The following is a 14,065-nucleotide window of genomic DNA, read 5'->3' as shown; positions in this document are numbered from 1 at the left end:
AACTGCTCCATGCAAAAGGCAAGAACGGGATGGTAAAAACTTATCCGCGTCGACACAACAACATTCTTTCTCTTTAGAGAAAGTGGTCGGAGTGGAGAGATTCGAACTCCCGACCCTCTGGTCCCAAACCAGATGCGCTACCAGACTGCGCTACACTCCGTCGCTGTGTTGATGCGGAGATACATCGTTCATTCTGTTTCCGCAACACCCAAAATGACATTTTTCGCCAGAAAACAGATTATTTTTCAAAAAACCTGTGCGCAATTTCGCAAACGCAGCAAAATGGCAGGAAAAACGTCTTACCGCTTCATTTTGTTGAAGAAATTCTCCGGCTGGTGACACGATCGCCTGGGTTGATTCCGAGTTTTGCCGCCGTTCCCGCGTTCAATTCCAGCACAAAACGGATGGGCCCGCGCGAACTGATGATGGATTCGGAGTAGGGCACGGCATCGTGGTGAATATGGTGGATACTGCCATCGGCATTGATGAACAGCATGTCGAGCGGCAGCACGGTGTTGCGCATCCACATGGTCACATCACGGTCCGTGCCGAAGTCGAACAACATGCCGGCATCGGCAGCCATCGTCTTGCGATACATCAGCCCTTGCTGGCGCTGGCCATCATCAAGGGCAAGCTCAACCGTAAAACGGTGCTGGCTGCCCTTGGAGTTCATGATGATCAGCGGCTCCTGATCAAATGTCTCAGAGCCTTGCGCGCTGGCCAAAGAGACCAGGCCTGAAAACAAAAAAAGAAGCGCCACAAAGACGCTTCTCATGATCATGCCAAATCTCGTCATCATCTCAGTGCGCCATATTGATGGGGCTTGGATTGTCCGGGTGGATTTCCGCCGCCATCAGGCCTTTGTCGCCATCACCAAAGCGAACCAGCACCACCTGACCGGGGCGAAGTTCTGCCAGGCCGTAGCGGCGCAGCGTTTCCATATGGACGAAAATGTCTTCAGTGCCTTCGCCGCGCGTCAGAAAGCCAAAGCCTTTTGTCCGGTTGAACCACTTGACGATGGCGCGCTCCAGACCACTCGATGCCGTCACCTGAACATGGGTGCGCACGGGTGGGAGCTGCGAAGGATGAACGGCGGTCGACTGATCCATGGACAGAATGCGGAACGCCTGGAAGCCACGGCCGCCGCGCTGGATCAGCGCAACAATGCGGGTGCCTTCAAGAATAGTCTGGTAGCCATCGCGGCGCAGGCAGGAAACATGAAGCAACACGTCCTGCATGCCGTTGTCTGGCACAATAAAACCAAACCCCTTGGCAACATCAAACCATTTCACAACGCCGGTGATCTCGGTCAGTTCAACCGGATCGCCCGAAAGGTCTTCGAAATCTAGTACGTTATTCGATGAAACCCTGTTCGTCATATCCTGCCAACCCCTCGATTACGCGCCATACTACGGTTAACTGATTCCTGCGGACTAGATTAACATCTTGGTAACGGTTTAACGCAAGCCCAGTTTGGAAATTACCCATAGGTTTCTACAGGCCCGGGCTTGCCCAAAGCTGACTTTCGACGCATGTCTTGCAAGGTACCCCAACAAAGGAGGAAAACAAAATGCGATATTTGCACACCATGGTGCGTGTACGGGATTTGGATCAATCTCTGAATTTCTACAGCAATATCTTTGGTCTTGAGGAGATACGCAGAATTGAAAACGAAAAGGGCCGTTTTACCTTGGTGTTTCTTGCAGCGCGCGATGACGTGACTGTGGCCAAGGACGCAAAAGCGCCATGCCTTGAGTTGACCTATAACTGGGATACCGAAGATTACCAAGGCGGCCGCAATTTCGGTCATCTGGCCTATGAAGTCGACAATATCTACGAGACCTGCCAGAAATTGCATGACGCTGGCGTGACCATCAACCGCCCGCCGCGTGATGGCCACATGGCCTTTGTGCGTTCGCCAGACGGCATTTCCATTGAGATATTGCAAAAAGGCGCAAGCCTGGCACCAGCCGAGCCATGGATATCTATGCAGAACACCGGCGCCTGGTAACACCAGCAAAGACAGGCCTCCCAGGAAATCCTAGACGTCAAATGCTACTGCGATGTCAGGGACAAAAATGGTAAACAAAGCCTGTATTGCGTTCCATGCGCGTCATGGGGCATAGTGCCGCCGAATCGAAAAGGCCTTTTCAGGCAGATAGTTAGCTATGCCGGATACACCTTTAAAGTGTTATCCGGCAGAAAAAACGAACTGAGCGGGGGTCTCAATATCCATGATTGAAGCAAGGAACTTGACGACCGTCTGGCGGCATAAATTGCTGGTCGCTGTCTCGCTTCTAACGTTGTCTGGCTGCGTTTCTGCGGTCACCGAAGACGGCGATACGGCATCACTTTCACCCTCCGTCAATGCCGCAACGGCACTGAACAAGGGCGACACCAACACAACTGCCAAATATAATGCTGCCACGGGCAAGGCTGTTGCCGCCAATGGCGGTTATGTTGACCCGGCGCTGGTTGCGTCCGGTGGTGCACAGCAGGCGGGCGCACCACAAATGGCAGAAGGCCAGCAGATGAACGAAGCGCGGCCGGATCTGGCCAGCGCCGTTCACCAGTCCACGTCCATTTCCGCTGGCAATACCAGCATTTTTGCCAACAATGCGGCGCCTGTGCAGGACATGCCCGTGGCAGGCGAGACAGGCGTCAGCGTGCCTGACGCCGCTTACGTGCCGGTACCGGGCGTAAACCCGTCACTTTCAAGCGTTTATTCGGCACCGGCACCGGTCAAACCACCGATTGCCGAAGTGCAGCCACAGACGCTGGAGGCGCAGGCCGCCGCGATGAATGCCGCAGCAGCCGCCAATGCAGCCCCTGCGCAGGCCGCAGCACAGGCTACAGCACCCCAGGCCACATTGACCGCGCCAACCCCGCCGGTCGCTGCCAGTACAACGGCAAAAAGTGATGAAACACCAACAGGAAAATCCGGCATGACGCTTGCGGCCTTTTTTGCCGGCGCTGCCAAAAAGCGCACTGGCAAAGCCGCAGACGGCGAACAGTCCGGTGAGAAGGCAGCCGGTGTGGAAGTGGCGCAACTGCCCACCAACACCGCCACTGATATATCCCAGATGGGCATTGCCTTGCAGGGCCGCGCCACCATGGGCGACGAATTTGACGACGAACATCTGGAAGAAGACGACGCGCCTGCCGGCCTGATGAAGCTCGCCTCGCTGTCTGGCTTGACGCGTGTTGCCCCCAATGGACTGGTTCTGCAGACCGAAAAGGTCAATGTCGGCTGTTTCAAGCCGGAACTGGTGCAGATGATCAACGCGGTGGAAAACCACTATAAAGAAAAGGCCATCGTCACCTCAGGTTACCGCCCGCCCAAGGGTGGCGTGCGTCAGGGTTCCAAACACCACACCTGTGAAGCCGCTGATATCCAGATCAAGGGCGTGTCCAAGTGGGAACTGGCCAATTACCTGCGTTCGCTGCCAAACCGTGGCGGCGTTGGCACCTACTGCCACACCGAATCCGTGCACATGGACATTGGCGAAGCACGGGACTGGAACTGGCGCTGCCGCAGAACGACAGCCACGGCGAAAAAGGGCTGATCAGGTTTCAGCGATCGCAAAGACTAAAGAGAGCGGGGTTTACCCGCTCTTTTGTTTTTGGGTGGTGGTATGTGAAACGTTGGGGAACCGCTGATCCGATAATGGAGCAGGTGCAAATGCGCGGCCACGAACTCCGATCGCGGTTGGGAAAACAACCTCTCCACGTCATCCTCGCCCCTGAGGCGAGGATCTAAGCCGGCGCCAGATATGCGACGTGAATGGATTCTCGGGACAAGCCCGAGAATGACGACGGAGAGGGGTATGGCCCCTCGAACCGGACAACGAAAACTATGCGGGGAACGAATGGCGCACGCCGCAAACTCCCTCATCCTCGTGCTTGTCACGGGGATCCAGGCCAGCCCCAGTATTGGGGCTGAAAGACCATTCCGTCGCGCAGACGCGCTCAACTGGACCCCTGTGACGAGCACAGGGGTGAGGGAGGTTGGTATCGTGCCGCTGGCGCCTTTACCTCTACCCTTGTGGGAGAGGAAGAAAAATCATCACCTTAGCTTGCTAAGTGATAGATTTTTCAGGTGAGGGGTCATGTTTCTCTGCATCTCGATCCAACCTCTCCACGTCATCCTCGCCCCTGAGGCGAGGATCCAAGCCGTCCACCAAAATCGCGACGTGAATGGGTTCTCGGGACAAGCCCGAGAATGACGACGAAGAGGGGGATGGCCCCTCGAACCGGGCATCGAAAACTTCACGAGGAACGACAGGCGCATCCCTCAACTCGCCGGCAACCACTTGCTCAAAGCCAGCCCATGATAATCGTTACAAGCATGAACACAAAAAGGCCGCCGGCAATAATATAGGCGGTCCTCCAGGACATGTCATACCTGTACGGGTAGAGTAAGCGGTCCAGCAGAAAACTGCCGGGCAACAAGCTCGCAATAAAACAAACGACGGCGACACTGCCCCAATCGATCAGCGATGGACGGCTGCTCAACAGAATGTCGGCAATGCGCTCAAGCCACTGTTGAGACGACACAATCGACCACTCCAGCCTTATGCAGGTCTTTGAGATAAGCAAGCAACTTGCCTTGCGCCGGTTTGTTCAGACGCTGAACCAACGTCGTCAGGATACGCGTCGTTTCGGCATCAAGCCGCGCAACGGTGGCGTCACGACTGTCGGGCGTCGTGGATATCGTCTCCAGAATGTTTTTTGCCAACTGCGCGCGAAGTTCAGTGGCGCCTTGAATGCCGTGCAACGGGCTGTCAGAGCACTGCTTTACGGCATCGGACATGTCGAGCATGGTTTGCTGTGGTTTGGCCTTGTATCTTTCAACCAACACGGCCTGCACGGAGGCTTCATCTGGTGTGAAATAGTCTTTGATCATCGTGGTGGCGTAACCGCCAATAACCGATGCAACGACCAGAATAGTGATAGTGCGCATTCAAGCTCCCAAACTGAAGTTGATACACGCAATAGATGCAAACGTCAGAAGAAGCACTTAATTAGATGGGTTGTATTTTAGTTTTCAACTTTTGCGTCATTGAGTGGGAGGCGAAACGTCATCCTTGCCGCAGTCGTGAGGACCCAAGCACTGAAAACTTCACTAGGGACGACAAGCGCGTCCCACGAACTCCCCCATCCTCGTCCTCGGGCAAGCCCGAGGACAGGGTGAGGGGCGGGTGGGGCTAATAATAGTTTCCACGTTCTGGCACCTCAGTCATTTTCACGGCTGCGGTTTACCGCTTCATGAGCAGGGCGCAGGTGCGAACAACCACCACCCCGTCGCACTGTGTTGCGCGACGGTACTATGGCACCACCCTAGTTGGCGGCCGCCTTCAATTCCTCATACACATTGTCTGCGAAGTTGCCGAGTGCGCCTTTTTGTTGGCTGTAATCAATACCCTGCACCACGCTGACGGTAATATCCTCTACCGAAATGCACTGCACGACAAAGGCACCTTTGCCCTTGAGACCGCCACTGACCAAAACCAGCTGGCCGGGGAAGTTTTGCGAACCGACATTCAACCCAACCTTCTGTGCCGCAGCCGTCACCACCGACCCGCAGGTCTCAATGCTGAGTTTTTCAGAGGGCGTACGCTCGACATGATAAGCCAGATGAAAGTCATCGTTCTGCGCATGGGCGGGAGCAGTCACGAAAAACAGGCTGGCGGCTGAGGACAACACAGCTGCCGAAAATAACGTGGACGATGGACGCACAGGATAGTCTCCATGAACATTAAACTTCACCGCGCCTTTTGACGGGCACGGCAAGGTGGCAATTCATTTGCTTGAGGAATGGTTGCAACCACAGCGGAAAAAATCGGCGCGTCGCGCAGCAGTCAGTTGTCGTTATTATCCTTAAGGCGCAGGCTCACGCCGGATCACGTTACTAGCGGATCATGCTCATGATCGTGTGACGCAACTCATCAAGCGCCTGCTGTTTGGAAATTTCGCCATAGGCCGTTGCGGTCGACAGGGCATCAGCCGCCCCCATCATGCCCCACAGGGCAGCAATGGGAATGGAACCGTCTTTGCTGAAGGGTGCCAATGCCTCCCGGCACTTGGTTATGAAGCGTGTTTGATAGTTGCGGATCACCGCCTCCATTTCCGGGGAGCCGACAAGTGCTGCGGCAACGCCTGGAATTTCCTGACCCTGCGTCAACACACAATCTACATAGGCATTGGCAATGACACTGGCGCGGTCGGCCAAGGTGGCCGGGCAGGAGGACAGGCCGCTGTCCATCAACTCCGATTGGCGAATATCATAATCCCGGTACAGCGCGGCCAGCAGCGCATTGCGCGTTTCAAAGTGATCATAGACCACAGGCTTCGACACGCCAGCTTCTTCCGCCAGACGGCCAAGTGTCAGACTGTCGGTTCCGGACTGCAACACCAGATGCCGTGCCGTTTCAATAAGCTGCGTGTGCCGCTCGTCGCGTGACAATCTTCGCCGGGGTGACGCTGTTTCCTGCATACTTGACAATCAACCTACTAATAGTAACCTACTATGAGTATATAGCGAGCTCCCACTCGATTCAACTCATGCAACAAGGTTATCTCATGCACTCCCTCATTGTCACGGCTCAACCGGAACCGAATGCCTATACCCACGCTGTTGCCCGCGAGGTAATTGCCGGTATCAAGGCCACACCTGATCACACATTTGAACTGCTTGACCTCGCAACAAGCGGCTTCGACGCAACGTTCAACACCGCCGACTATGCCGTGTTTCGCGAAAATGCCACGCCACCGGATGATGTCCTGGCAGAACAGGCAAGGATCGATCGGGCCGATGCGCTGATCCTGATCTACCCGGTGTTCTGGTGGACCATGCCAGCCGTGATGAAAGGCTGGATCGACCGGGTGTTTGCGCAAGGCTGGGCCTATTTCGACGAAAGCGGCAAGGACACCATCCGTCTGCTCAACCGCTTGTCCGTGCAGACCATTGCGATTGGCGGCGCAACAGAGCGCACCTATCAGCATCGCGGATATTCGCAGGCCATGAAAACCCAGATCGATCAGGGTATTTTTGGTTATACCGGTGCCCGGGTAATCGGCACGGACCTGATACTGCCGCTCGACACAGCCTCGTCGCAAACGGGCCTTGTCAGGGCATTGCAGATTGGCAGCAACATTGCCAGCGCCCATCAGCAATCCATTGCGACAGAAGTCCGCATCGAGGCATAACTAGGCGAGGAAATCGCTGCGCCCATCTACGCAGATGGGCGCTTCGTTACCGTTCAGTTCAAATCGGCAAAACCGTGTGGGCGGTGATCGTGTAGCCAAACGGGTCGACAAAAGCGAAGTATCGCCCGAACGGCCCGTCCTTCGGTGCAAAGGCAATCTCCACACCCTTGGCCTGCAGATGCGCATGCAGTGCATCGGCATCATCGCAACCGAACCAGATGGCAATGCCAACACCGAGTTTTTGGCCATCATCAAATGGCTCAATGGGCGTGCGCACCGCGAAGGGTATAGGCCTGGTGTCAAACACAACAGCGCCCGGCGGGGCCTTGGGCGAAGGCGTCAGGCCAACCACATCACGATAAAAGGTGAGGGCGCCATCCAGATCTTTCGTCTGGATGCCAATGAAATCAGGTCCAATCAGTTTCGGCATCTCTATCTTTCCTTTTTCGATATCACCCGATAGTATCAGGGTGCTGATATCTTGATAATGTAAGGGCCCTGATATGTCCAGCCTGATAGACCCACCTGTCGACGATACCTATCGTTCACTTGGTTATGCCTTGAAGCGCGCCCAGCAGGCGCTGCGCAGTCGGCTTGATACGGCGCTGCGCGACATTGGCCTGACAACACCGCAATATTCTGTTCTGGCCGGACTGGAAAAAAGCAGCGGCCTGTCCAATGCCGACCTGGCGCGCCGCGCCTTTGTGACACCGCAAACCATGCAGGCCATCATCGTGACGCTGGAAAAGGCGGGCCTCATCAAACGGGTGGCACATCCGGACAATGGCAGGATCCTGACCACCGAATTGACAGACGACGGCCGACAGGCCGTGCAGGCAGCCCATGAAATTGCCGCCAATGCCGAAACGGATGTGCGCAACGCCGTAGCACCTGACGACCCAGATATTATCTACGCCGCACTGCTGCGCATTGCCGATGCCATGCGGTGATGTGTTGTTGTGGTGTTGTGAAGAGGTAAGGGTGGTCATTAACGAAAGCTGCGCGGTGGACGGAGACCACCGCAAGCAGTGACAGCCGTCAAAGGATGACTCTGAGGAGATGGTCAGATCGACGCCGATGATTGAAAGTAGCGCGGTCACCTCAATCTCCCTCATCCTCATCCTCGGGCCTGACCCGAGGGATGTCACGGGGATCCAGGCCAGACCCAGTCTTGGGGCTGAAAAGACTCTTCCTTCGCGCAGATGCGCTCAACTGGACCCCTGTGACGGGCACAGGGGTGAGGGGCGGTTGGGGCTGATGGCAGTGCGTACTCTCTGACGCCTATTCCTTTTTCGTGGACATAACGTCGGTGTTCGAAAGCCGGTAGCGACTGGAAAACCAAGCTATCCACGTCATCGTCTCTGCGGTAGTGAGTATCTAAGCCGGCGCCAAATACGCGACGTGACTAGATTCTAGGGAAAGCCCGAGAATGACGACGGAGAAATGCTTTAGCGACGGTGCCAAGCACGCGACCAAGTGCCTTCGCTCTAAATGGGAAATGGCCGGCTGGGGATGACGTTTTTCATGACCAGCGTGGAGTTGAGCCGCATGACATGCGGCAGGCCGAGCAGGCTTTTATCGTAAAGCCGCTGGAACGCCGCAAGGTCCTTGGCAACCACATGCAGCATATAGTCAGGCTCGCCAAACAGCCGCTGTGCCTGCACGATCTCAGGCACTTTCAGCAGCGCCGCCTCAAAGGCCGATACGCTGTCCTTGCTGGCCTCGCGCAGCGTTGCGTATACGATGGCTGAAAAGCCGATGCCGAGTTTCAACGGGTCCACCGTTGCCCGGTAGTCGGTTATCACGCCGGCTTCTTCCAGCGCCCGTAGCCGCCGGTGGCAGGGAGATAGGCTAAGGCCAACGCGATCTGCCAGTTCCGTAGCAGAAATGCGTCCCTCTTTTTGCAATATTGCGATTATCTTGCGGTCTGTAGCATCCATGGGGGATATTCTGCCTCAACAGGGCAGGGTTTGGCAAGAAGTAGGGAGCACCTTCTCAAACAAATCTCATACATCTCGCTCGCCGCAACGGAGAAGAGATGAAATGGAAATTGGTCTGCTTGGTGCTTTCTGGGCCTTGTCATTGTCGCTGGTTCTGACGCCAGGTGCAGACTGGGCCTATGCGATTTCGGCGGGCATGCGCAACCGCGCCATTGCACCTGCCGTCAGCGGCATGGTGCTGGGTTATGTCGCCATTACCGCCGTGGTGGCAGCCGGTGTTGGCACCATTGTCGCCAGCGTGCCGTTGATGCTGACAGCGCTGACGCTGCTAGGCTCCGGCTATCTGCTTTATCTTGGTCTGGGTGTTTTTCTCAACCCGCCAGTACCGCAAGCCACAGAGGCTGACATTGCCTCATGGTCCAACTGGCTCATTCGCGGTTTTGGCGTTAGTGGCGTGAACCCCAAGGCACTGCTGCTCTTTCTGGCCATCCTGCCGCAATTCACCAGCCAGACCGCCACCTGGCCCATCTCCGGCCAGATCGCAGCGCTTGGCCTTGCCCATATCGTCAATTGCGCTGTCATCTATACGGCAGTGTCGGCCAGTTCCCGCGCCGTTTTGCGCACCCGCCCGCGTGTTGCCCGGCTGGTCAGCAAAACATCGGGCGCGGCAATGATCACCATCGCGCTGCTGCTGATCATGGAACAGCTCATTCAGTTCACTGCGTGAAGCGGGCAGCAATGTCTGTCTGGAAACGCTAGCGGCCGGTGTGCCTGTCATCGCAACGCGCTGGGGTGGCGCTGAGGATGTAGTACAGGATGGCGTTGATGGCATTTTGGTTGATCCCATCGACCGGGCAAGTTTTATTGCCGGTTTCGCGGATGCCATACAGCAGCTTATGGACGATCCCGCTCGCATACGTGTTATGGGCGAGGCTGGACGAGCGCGCGTGCTGGTGAGCTACGACTGGCAAACGAAAGCGCGCCAATGTCTGCAAACATTCGAACAGGCACTTGCGGCCAAGGGAAGGTTATGAGGATTTGCAAACTCGTCGGTCAACTCCCAAGCCATCGGTTACGTCACCACCAGTCCTTGGACAGCAATGCCGACTAAAACATTACCCCACACTTAACGTAATTGCTGAAGCACAGACACCCAACACAAAAATCAGCATAAAAATTAATTTTAATAATAAAATCATCACTCTATCTAGGAAACCTAATCCATAATGCACGACAAGACAAAAACCTCGGCGAGCACTTAAAACCGATCACGTGGTGATATTTTTTTTCTTTGTTATTTCAATGATCTAAAAGAAAATCCTCAAAAAAAACATGAAAAAACAAGCCATCCCCCCCAGTTACAGTCTAGTGTTCCAAAGGGCAGGGGTTTGGCGACAACGCTGGCCTGGCCGCCCACCACAACGTCTCTGCGCAGTCCTGTGCGGATGATAAAGTCGCCAGCCTATTGAGATCGCAGATAATTTGTGAGATGTGCTCAAGTCGAGCACTTCTTGGGGTAAACAGATGACAATTTTGCGATTTTTTGCAGGTAAAAGCAGATTAATGATCTGTGCACTTGCTTTATTTTGCTTTTCTTCGGTCTTTTACTTAACGACGTCTCATACTGCGAAAGATTTTGTTGGTCCCGAAGTGGCCAACGACGCCAACACTGTATTATATGCTTATTACGCGCGAAATTTAATCAGATACGACGCACCCACATCAAAATTACTAATGGTCGATAAGGTCGGGGCGGACGGAGCTCCAATTTCGAGTGGCATCGTCGCGGATGAACTTGAATTTCCGCAGTCTAATCAGAGGCTATTTTACTTCACGCACCCGCCAGGGTTAATGTACCTCATTGCGCTTGCTTTCACGCTACTTGGCGAAACAATCGCAGCGGCCAGAGTGCCAAGCATCTTGCTCAGCTTCGGCACCGCATTGGCACTTTCCGGCTGGGTTACTCACCGTGCGGGTGTATGGTCCGGCTTATTTTGTTTGGCCGCGTTCGCTCTTAGTCCTCTTTTTCTTAATCACGCCGTGGTCGCAAATTTTGAGCCGGCTACGACATTTTTCATGACGTTAGCAAGCATATTTTTCGTGGAATATTTGGCCAGGCCAGCGGGTTGGAAAATTGCGCTTGCACTCGTTGTATGGGCTATGGGGATGCTGGTGGACTGGCCTGCCTATTTCCTTGCTCCGGTGTTCTTTTTGTCTTGTGTATTCACCCAGCGCTGGCGAATGGGACTTATCATTGGAGTGTTGCCGGTGACCATATTGGCTGGCACGTTTGGCTACATGGCTTTCGTCACAAGTGATCCTAATTACCCGATCAGGTTTGCTACTGGCGCAATGGCACCACTTTTGGATTCAGTTGCTTTACCGCACTTCCGTTCATGGGCAGAAATTCTGTACAACGTGCAGACATACGCTTTCAGCGGCTTTACCAAATATGGGTTGTTGATGGCAGCTGCGCCAGTGCTGGCGTTCTTCCTCGCCGGAAATCGGGGTGATGTGCGGCATATCATTTGGCTGGCGTTTGTGTTGAGCGCCACATTGAATGTGTTTGCATTCAAGCAATGGGCAGGAGAACACAATTTTTGGGTCTACTATCTGCTGCCGGCGGTGGCTGTCGGCGCGTCATTCGTGCCGGAACTCTTATTGCGGCTAGTCAAGAAGACCTCCTCTGCCTGGATTGGGAAAGTCCTTGTTGCTTCGACATTTGTTTTCATTGTCCTTAAAGCAGATCGCACCGTCAACCGGATAACTGACTTGGATATTACAGCTCCCAAGCAGGCGGATCTCGCCTTAGTAAACAGCCTCAAGAGCGCCCAATTGATCATCAGCCCCGATGACGGAATCTACTTAGGAGTAGGCTACCTCGCTCGCTGGGAGTTGGACAAGCAGCTCACCTTGCCCGGGACAATTCCCGAGGACTGCGACGCAAAGCGATCGTGGTTGGCATTGTCTGAAACACAGTTCAATCGGTTGCCGAGTGACACTCGAAATGTATTTGTGTCAGCTTCACAGTACAGGTGGTGGGTTGCACCACTTTCGTCATTCACCACCGTGCAGCCCGTCAAATGCGGCGAGCTAGTAAATAGCATACTGTAAAGGGTATCGTCGTGCGTATTGCAATTGTAATCCCATGCTTCAATGAAGCTGTTGCTATCAAGCAGGTCATCACTGGATTTCGAGAAGTTCTGCCAGAGGCTGAAATCTACGTCTACGACAACAACTCTACCGATGAAACGGTCGCAATCGCAGCGAAAGAAGGCGCTGTGGTCAGGCATGAAACCCGTCAAGGGAAGGGGCATGTCGTCCGCAGAATGCTGTCCGAAGTCGACGCAGATTATCTCATTATGGTCGATGGCGACGCCACTTATGATCCAGCAGCCGCGCTCGACGCGTTGAAATTGGCAAAAGAACAACGCCTGGATTTTGTGAACATTCGCAGAGTCGACAACCAGACCGAGGCATACCGACCATCACACCGCATGGGCAACTGGGCCATTACCGAAATCGTCAGTCGCGTGTTCGGGCGTACGTTCACCGATATCCTCTCGGGATACAAGGTTATATCACGTCGATTTGCGAAATCATTCCCATCGGAATCTAACGAATTCGAAATTGAGACAGAGCTTGCAATTCATTGCCTTGAACTGAATTTGCCAGCCGCAGAAGTCGTTGGTTTTTACCGCGCGAGACCCGAGGGTTCCCACTCAAAGCTTCACACCTTCAGGGACGGCACGAAAATCCTTATGCTTATTGGTCGACTGGTCAAAGATGAACGTCCATTTGCGTTCTTCGGCACAGCATCGCTCGTCTTGGCTATTATTTCCGCGGCGCTAGGTATCTCCGTTGCAATTGAGTTTCTAGCAACCGGCCTCGTTCCTAGGTTGCCCACCGCCGTTTTAAGTGCGGCTATCGGGATTATAGCGGTTGGGTCGTTTGCAGTAGGGCTGGTACTCGATCAAGTTGCAAGATCTCGCCGTGAAATGAAGCGTCTCTTCTACCTCAACGCATGATTAGATCCACCGCTGCTTGCTGGCATCTCTCGCATTTGCGTCTTAGCGCCGGCCAACTGTAAAGAGAGATGCCTGACGGCTTGTATTGGTGATTGGCTGAGAAGACATCAGACGCGTCGCTTGTCGCGCATTCCAAATCATCTACACGAACCTGGTATTGGTCCGCCCATGCATCGTCGTTGGCATGGCAAGTCAACACAGCGCAGCGCATCGTAGCGCGTTGCGGAGGATGACACAGTGGGCCGTCGACACTCGGCAAAGCAAATGACAGTCAGCAAAGCCACAGCGTAACAGAGGCAACATCCAAAGCGCCCAAGACCAGGTTTTCAGGCTTTCTGGGTCAATACCCGACACAAATAAGTTCCATAATATATCTTATGCGATTTATGTGTGGGCTTGGGAGGGTTCAAGAATGAAGCGCCTCCCTCGCCAATAATCATCCGAAAGAACGGCGCAATCGAACGCAACATCGAAACGTTCAACGTTCAGTCCTCAATTGCAAAACATCCCCAACCGTCATTCTCACCGCCGAACGGAGCTGCCGCGTCTTCCAGGAACATTTTGATTTCCGTGATTTCTTTATGGTCCGGCAGCATCATTCGACTGGCAGTTACATCACAGGCAAGTCCAGACGTGTCGTCCTCAAAAAGCTTTATTTTGACACTGTCAAATTTCGAACTGACGACCTCTGCAAATCATGTCGCTGATTTTTCATCGGGAAATATTATCTGGAAATCAATCGTCCGTGGTACGGACAGATTGTCTCCCTCTGCCACCAATCTGCGCAGGACATCGCCGTTGACGTCGTCTGGAAGGTCATATTGCATACTAAACCCTTGCCCTGAAAATCACCCCGAATTCGCGAGCCATGTTTTCCATATCATGGCA

16 protein-coding genes, 1 tRNA gene and 1 pseudogene are annotated in these 14,065 nt (G+C 54.2%); 8 read left to right on the top strand and 10 right to left on the bottom strand.

Annotated features, from left to right (window positions below):
* Nucleotides 1-83: 83 nt before the first annotated feature.
* The 3 genes from IB237_RS22860 to IB237_RS22850 all read right to left on the bottom strand — a co-directional run bounded on the left by IB237_RS22860 (nucleotide 84) and on the right by IB237_RS22850 (nucleotide 1,379).
* Nucleotides 84-160 (bottom strand) — tRNA-Pro (locus IB237_RS22860).
* A gap of 147 nt (nucleotides 161-307) precedes the next feature.
* Nucleotides 308-781, bottom strand: a complete 474-nt coding sequence (locus IB237_RS22855) for a DUF192 domain-containing protein (RefSeq protein WP_246788220.1) — start codon at nucleotides 779-781, stop codon at nucleotides 308-310.
* Between the two features lie 19 nt (nucleotides 782-800).
* The gene (locus IB237_RS22850) at nucleotides 801-1,379 is read right to left on the bottom strand and encodes a cold-shock protein (protein WP_192491034.1); all 579 of its coding nucleotides are present in this window, start codon (nucleotides 1,377-1,379) and stop codon (nucleotides 801-803) included.
* Nucleotides 1,380-1,570: 191 nt separating this feature from the next.
* On the opposite strand from IB237_RS22850, the gene gloA reads away from it, so the two are divergent.
* Both gloA and IB237_RS22840 read left to right on the top strand, forming a co-directional pair.
* Nucleotides 1,571-2,011: a lactoylglutathione lyase gene (gene gloA, locus IB237_RS22845; protein WP_192491033.1), complete on the top strand. Its 441-nt coding sequence runs from the start codon at nucleotides 1,571-1,573 to the stop codon at nucleotides 2,009-2,011.
* 223 nt (nucleotides 2,012-2,234) lie between these two features.
* Nucleotides 2,235-3,566 (top strand): YcbK family protein, encoded by a 1,332-nt coding sequence (locus tag IB237_RS22840; RefSeq protein ID WP_192491032.1) that lies wholly within the window; start codon nucleotides 2,235-2,237, stop codon nucleotides 3,564-3,566.
* A 751-nt stretch (nucleotides 3,567-4,317) separates the two neighbouring features.
* Here IB237_RS22840 and IB237_RS22835 read toward each other — a convergent pair.
* The 4 genes from IB237_RS22835 to IB237_RS22820 all read right to left on the bottom strand — a co-directional run bounded on the left by IB237_RS22835 (nucleotide 4,318) and on the right by IB237_RS22820 (nucleotide 6,496).
* On the bottom strand, nucleotides 4,318-4,557 hold the full coding sequence (locus IB237_RS22835; protein ID WP_192491031.1) for a hypothetical protein: 240 nt from the start codon (nucleotides 4,555-4,557) through the stop codon (nucleotides 4,318-4,320).
* Nucleotides 4,535-4,963: a hypothetical protein gene (locus IB237_RS22830; protein ID WP_192491030.1), complete on the bottom strand. Its 429-nt coding sequence runs from the start codon at nucleotides 4,961-4,963 to the stop codon at nucleotides 4,535-4,537. Before IB237_RS22830 ends, IB237_RS22835 begins: the two co-directional genes overlap by 23 nt.
* 377 nt (nucleotides 4,964-5,340) lie before the next feature.
* On the bottom strand, nucleotides 5,341-5,739 hold the full coding sequence (locus tag IB237_RS22825; RefSeq protein ID WP_192491029.1) for a DUF6180 family protein: 399 nt from the start codon (nucleotides 5,737-5,739) through the stop codon (nucleotides 5,341-5,343).
* 172 nt (nucleotides 5,740-5,911) lie between these two features.
* Complete coding sequence (locus IB237_RS22820; RefSeq protein WP_192491028.1) at nucleotides 5,912-6,496, bottom strand: TetR/AcrR family transcriptional regulator; 585 nt, start codon at nucleotides 6,494-6,496, stop codon at nucleotides 5,912-5,914.
* Between the two features lie 86 nt (nucleotides 6,497-6,582).
* Here IB237_RS22820 and IB237_RS22815 point away from each other — a divergent pair, with 86 nt between their 5' ends.
* Nucleotides 6,583-7,209, top strand: coding sequence for an NAD(P)H-dependent oxidoreductase (locus tag IB237_RS22815; RefSeq protein WP_192491027.1), 627 nt, complete (start codon nucleotides 6,583-6,585; stop codon nucleotides 7,207-7,209).
* Nucleotides 7,210-7,267: 58 nt separating this feature from the next.
* Here the strand turns inward: IB237_RS22815 and IB237_RS22810 are convergent, their stop codons facing one another.
* On the bottom strand, nucleotides 7,268-7,639 hold the full coding sequence (locus IB237_RS22810) for a VOC family protein (RefSeq protein WP_192491026.1): 372 nt from the start codon (nucleotides 7,637-7,639) through the stop codon (nucleotides 7,268-7,270).
* Between the two features lie 73 nt (nucleotides 7,640-7,712).
* Between IB237_RS22810 and IB237_RS22805 the strand changes: the two genes are divergently transcribed.
* Nucleotides 7,713-8,159 carry a MarR family winged helix-turn-helix transcriptional regulator gene (locus IB237_RS22805; RefSeq protein ID WP_192491025.1) on the top strand — a complete coding sequence of 149 codons (447 nt, stop codon included), beginning with the start codon at nucleotides 7,713-7,715 and terminating at the stop codon, nucleotides 8,157-8,159.
* Nucleotides 8,160-8,696: 537 nt separating this feature from the next.
* On the opposite strand, the gene IB237_RS22800 is transcribed toward IB237_RS22805, so the two are convergent.
* A complete protein-coding gene (locus IB237_RS22800; RefSeq protein ID WP_192491024.1) occupies nucleotides 8,697-9,149 on the bottom strand; it encodes an Lrp/AsnC family transcriptional regulator in 453 nt (150 codons plus the stop codon).
* Between the two features lie 103 nt (nucleotides 9,150-9,252).
* Here IB237_RS22800 and IB237_RS22795 point away from each other — a divergent pair, with 103 nt between their 5' ends.
* The 4 genes from IB237_RS22795 to IB237_RS22780 all read left to right on the top strand — a co-directional run bounded on the left by IB237_RS22795 (nucleotide 9,253) and on the right by IB237_RS22780 (nucleotide 13,177).
* Nucleotides 9,253-9,876, top strand: a complete 624-nt coding sequence (locus IB237_RS22795) for a LysE family translocator (protein ID WP_192491023.1) — start codon at nucleotides 9,253-9,255, stop codon at nucleotides 9,874-9,876.
* Nucleotides 9,869-10,183, top strand: a complete 315-nt coding sequence (locus tag IB237_RS22790) for a glycosyltransferase (RefSeq protein WP_256435729.1) — start codon at nucleotides 9,869-9,871, stop codon at nucleotides 10,181-10,183. Before IB237_RS22795 ends, IB237_RS22790 begins: the two co-directional genes overlap by 8 nt.
* Before the next feature lie 490 nt (nucleotides 10,184-10,673).
* Entirely contained in the window at nucleotides 10,674-12,263 is a 1,590-nt protein-coding gene (locus tag IB237_RS22785) for a glycosyltransferase family 39 protein (protein ID WP_192491021.1), read from the top strand.
* An 11-nt stretch (nucleotides 12,264-12,274) separates the two neighbouring features.
* Nucleotides 12,275-13,177, top strand: a complete 903-nt coding sequence (locus tag IB237_RS22780; RefSeq protein WP_192491020.1) for a glycosyltransferase family 2 protein — start codon at nucleotides 12,275-12,277, stop codon at nucleotides 13,175-13,177.
* 485 nt (nucleotides 13,178-13,662) lie between these two features.
* Here IB237_RS22780 and IB237_RS26605 read toward each other — a convergent pair.
* Nucleotides 13,663-14,004: pseudogene (locus IB237_RS26605) on the bottom strand (ribonuclease E inhibitor RraB).
* Between the last annotated feature and the right edge of the window lie 61 nt (nucleotides 14,005-14,065).

The organism is Agrobacterium sp. AGB01, from assembly GCF_014851585.1.
GTDB lineage: Bacteria > Pseudomonadota > Alphaproteobacteria > Rhizobiales > Rhizobiaceae > Agrobacterium.
The sequence above is the reverse complement of the archived record's forward strand: the minus strand, read 5'-3'. Positions and strand labels throughout refer to the sequence as shown.

What these genes read in the sequence shown, in the direction of transcription:
- IB237_RS22830 (WP_192491030.1), bottom strand. Translation starts at nt 4,963, where the DNA reads ATGCGCACTATCACTATTCTGGTCGTTGCATCGGTTATTGGCGGTTAC.
- IB237_RS22855 (WP_246788220.1), bottom strand. Translation starts at nt 781, where the DNA reads ATGATCATGAGAAGCGTCTTTGTGGCGCTTCTTTTTTTGTTTTCAGGC.
- IB237_RS22805 (WP_192491025.1), top strand. Translation starts at nt 7,713, where the DNA reads ATGTCCAGCCTGATAGACCCACCTGTCGACGATACCTATCGTTCACTT.
- IB237_RS22795 (WP_192491023.1), top strand. Translation starts at nt 9,253, where the DNA reads ATGGAAATTGGTCTGCTTGGTGCTTTCTGGGCCTTGTCATTGTCGCTG.
- IB237_RS22850 (WP_192491034.1), bottom strand. Translation starts at nt 1,379, where the DNA reads ATGACGAACAGGGTTTCATCGAATAACGTACTAGATTTCGAAGACCTT.
- IB237_RS22815 (WP_192491027.1), top strand. Translation starts at nt 6,583, where the DNA reads ATGCACTCCCTCATTGTCACGGCTCAACCGGAACCGAATGCCTATACC.
- IB237_RS22820 (WP_192491028.1), bottom strand. Translation starts at nt 6,496, where the DNA reads ATGCAGGAAACAGCGTCACCCCGGCGAAGATTGTCACGCGACGAGCGG.
- IB237_RS22785 (WP_192491021.1), top strand. Translation starts at nt 10,674, where the DNA reads ATGACAATTTTGCGATTTTTTGCAGGTAAAAGCAGATTAATGATCTGT.
- IB237_RS22800 (WP_192491024.1), bottom strand. Translation starts at nt 9,149, where the DNA reads ATGGATGCTACAGACCGCAAGATAATCGCAATATTGCAAAAAGAGGGA.
- IB237_RS22810 (WP_192491026.1), bottom strand. Translation starts at nt 7,639, where the DNA reads ATGCCGAAACTGATTGGACCTGATTTCATTGGCATCCAGACGAAAGAT.
- gloA (WP_192491033.1), top strand. Translation starts at nt 1,571, where the DNA reads ATGCGATATTTGCACACCATGGTGCGTGTACGGGATTTGGATCAATCT.
- IB237_RS22840 (WP_192491032.1), top strand. Translation starts at nt 2,235, where the DNA reads ATGATTGAAGCAAGGAACTTGACGACCGTCTGGCGGCATAAATTGCTG.